The following is a 3,181-nucleotide window of genomic DNA, read 5'->3' as shown; positions in this document are numbered from 1 at the left end:
ATCGACCCGTATCAGATCACCATCGCGCACGAAGGCGATGGGACCTGCGTCCACCGCTTCGGGTGCTATGTGGCCGATGCACAGGCCGGTTGTGCCGCCTGAGAATCGTCCGTCCGTCAATAGTAGTACATCCTTGCCGAGCCCCGCGCCCTTGATGGCGGCGGTGATCGCGAGCATCTCGCGCATGCCGGGGCCGCCCTTGGGGCCCTCGTAGCGGATGATGACGACGTCGCCCGCATTGATGCGGCCCTCGGTGAGGGCGTCCATCGCCGCGCGCTCGCGCTCGAACACGCGGGCGGGGCCCTCGAACACGTCGGCGTCGAAACCGGCCGTCTTGACGACGGCGCCCTCCGGCGCGAGCGAGCCCTTGAGGATGGTGAGGCCGCCGGTCGGGTGGATCGGGTTGTCGAGCGAGCGCATGACGTTGCCGTCCGGCGCGGGCGGGTTGATCTCCGCGAGGTTCTCCGCGACCGTCTTGCCGGTGACCGTCAGGCAGTCGCCGTGCAGCAGGCCGGCGTCGAGCAGCGCCTTCATGACGACCGGGACGCCGCCGTGGCGGTCCACGTCGTTCATGACGTACTTGCCGAACGGCTTGAGGTCGCCGATGTGCGGCACCTTGTCGCCGATCCGGTTGAAGTCGTCGATCGTCAGCTCCACCTCGGCCTCGTTGGCGATCGCGAGCAGGTGCAGGACGACGTTGGTCGAGCCGCCGAAGGCCATCGCGACGGCGATCGCGTTCTCGAACGCCTTCTTGGTGAGGATGTCGCGGGCCGTGATCCCCTGCTTGAGCAGGTTGACGACCGCCTCGCCCGAGCGGTGCGCGAAGTAGTCGCGGCGGCGGTCGGCCGAGGGCGGGGCCGCGGAGCCCGGCAGGCTCATCCCGAGCGCCTCGGCCACGGAGGCCATGGTGTTCGCGGTGTACATGCCGCCGCAGGCGCCCTCGCCCGGGGCGATCGCGCACTCGATGCGCTTGAGGTCCTCCTCGCTCATCTTGCCGGCCTTGCACGCGCCGACCGCCTCGAAGGAGTCGATGATCGTGACGTCCTTCTCGGTGCCGTCCGAGAGCTTCACCCAGCCCGGCGCGATGGAGCCCGCGTAGAGGAAGACGGCCGAGAGGTCGAGCCGGGCCGCCGCCATCAGCATGCCGGGCAGCGACTTGTCGCAGCCGGCGAGCAGGACGGTGCCGTCCAGCCGCTCCGCCATCATGACCGTCTCGACGGAGTCGGCGATGACCTCGCGCGAGACCAGCGAGAAGTGCATCCCCTCGTGGCCCATCGAGATGCCGTCGGAGACCGAGATGGTGCCGAACTGCAGCGGGTAGCCGCCGCCGGAGTGCACGCCCTCCTTCGCGCCCTGCGCGAGGCGGTCGAGCGAGAGGTTGCACGGGGTGATCTCGTTCCAGGAGCTGGCGATGCCGATCTGCGGCTTCTCCCAGTCCTCGTCCCCCATGCCGACCGCGCGGAGCATCCCGCGGCTGGTGGTGGCTTCGATCCCGTCCGTGACGACGCGCGAACGCGGCTTCCAATCGATCTCAGGCATGGGACAACTCTAGAACCTCCCGCATGCCCCGGAGCGCCTGCCGCCTTCCTCGGCCCTCGCACGGGCGCGAGGCCGGTCAGCGCGCGGAGCGGGCCTGGGCGAGGAGGGTGAGCACGGTGGCGATCGCGCGCTCGTCCGCGACGCGGTACTGCGCCGCCGTTTCGCCGTCGCCGACCTTGATGCCGACGTCGCCGTCGCGCGGCCGGAGCACCGCGAAGCCGTCCTCGTCCGTGACGTCGTCGCCGGCGAACAGCACAGCGGTCGCCCCGGTGTACTCGCGCAGGCGCTCGATGCCCTCGCCCTTGTTCGCGCCGCGGATCGAGAACTCGATGATGTCCTTGCCGTCCCGGATCGTCAGTTCTCCGCTCACCGAGGCGGCGGCCTCGTACGCGCGGGCCACGAGCGCTCGTCCGGCCTCCGGCTCCAGGAGGCGGTAGTGCACGCCGAAGCCGACTGGCTTGACCTCGAGCTTGGCGTCCGGCGTCTCCTCGACGAGGGGACGCAGCACCGCGCCGAGACGCCGGAGGGTCTCCCGCTCGCCCTCGTCGAGGTCGAGCGAGACGCCGTCCCTGCCGAAGCGCACCTCGACGCCGTGCGAGCCGATCAGCAGCGCGTCCGCGTCCGCTTCGGTGACCTCCTCGAGGCCGGCGAGCGGACGGCCGGAGACGTAGGCGACCCACGTGTCGGGCAGGCGCTCCAGGCGGTCGAGGGCGGCCTTCGCCTCCGGCAGCGCACGCGCCGCCTGAGGAGTGTCGACGAGCGGCGCGAGAGTTCCGTCGAAATCGAGCGCGAGCAGGAGCCGGTCGGCGGCGGCGAGCTCGCGGACCGCCTCCGCCAGGGCGATGGCGGACGCGGGAGGCTGGGGCAGGGCAGAGCTGGGCATCGTTCTCGTCTCGGTGGATCAGCGGCGGTTGACCGGCGGGTTCTGCAGCGGGTGGTCGCCGTGGGCGCTGCGGGTCAGCGCGTCGAGGAAGGCGGCCGACCAGCGCGCGACGTCGTTCGTCAGCACCTTCTTCCGCAGGGCGCGCATCCGGCGGGTGCGGTCGCGCTTGGGCATGCTCACGGCCTGCACGATCGTGTCCTTGAGGCCCTCGATGTCGTGCGGGTTGATCAGGAGCGCCTGGCGCAGCTCGTCGGAGGCACCGGCGAACTCGCTCAGCACGAGCACGCCGTCCTCGTCGACGCGGCTGGCGACGTACTCCTTCGCCACCAGGTTCATCCCGTCCCGCAGCGCCGTGACGAGCATGACATCGGCGGCCAGGTACAGCGCGACCATCTCCTCGCGCGGGTAGCCGTGGTGCAGGTACGCGACGGCGGTGTGACCGAGGGTCGCGTAGTCGCCGTTGATGCGGCCGACCGTCAGCTCGATCTCGTCGCGCAGCTGGCGGTAGGTCTCCACGCGCTCGCGGCTCGGGCTCGCGACCTGCACCAGCGTCACGTTCTCCACGTCGAGCCTGCCGTCCTCCAGCAGCTCGCCGAACGCCTTCAGCCGGTGGCCGATGCCCTTGGTGTAGTCGAGCCGGGGGGCGCCGCGCATTAAAGTGTCGGGGGGGCCGCGCGCCCGCCCCCGCGCCATCTCCCCCCCCCGGCAATCCCGGCGGCGGGGGGGCGCCCGGGGCAGCACGGCGGCCCAGGGGCTCGG

At 71.4% G+C, this 3,181-nt stretch carries 3 protein-coding genes; all 3 read right to left on the bottom strand.

Going from position 1 to position 3,181, the window contains the following annotated elements:
• Positions 1 to 1,539: dihydroxy-acid dehydratase (ilvD, locus tag ACTHMF_RS16400; protein WP_440319060.1), on the bottom strand; the 1,539-nt coding region annotated here is incomplete at its 3' end.
• 76 nt (positions 1,540 to 1,615) lie between these two features.
• Positions 1,616 to 2,422, bottom strand: coding sequence for a trehalose-phosphatase (gene otsB, locus ACTHMF_RS16395; RefSeq protein WP_440319059.1), 807 nt, complete (start codon positions 2,420 to 2,422; stop codon positions 1,616 to 1,618).
• An 18-nt stretch (positions 2,423 to 2,440) separates the two neighbouring features.
• Positions 2,441 to 3,181 (bottom strand): alpha,alpha-trehalose-phosphate synthase (UDP-forming) (locus tag ACTHMF_RS16390; RefSeq protein ID WP_440319057.1); only part of this gene is annotated, 741 nt, incomplete at its 5' end.

Origin of the sequence: Leifsonia sp. (genome assembly GCF_051955155.1) — a bacterium.
Taxonomy (GTDB): domain Bacteria; phylum Actinomycetota; class Actinomycetes; order Actinomycetales; family Microbacteriaceae; genus Leifsonia.
Note: the sequence above shows the minus strand (reverse complement) of the source record. Positions and strands in the feature narration are given on the sequence as shown.

What these genes read in the sequence shown, in the direction of transcription:
- otsB (WP_440319059.1), bottom strand. Translation starts at nt 2,422, where the DNA reads ATGCCCAGCTCTGCCCTGCCCCAGCCTCCCGCGTCCGCCATCGCCCTG.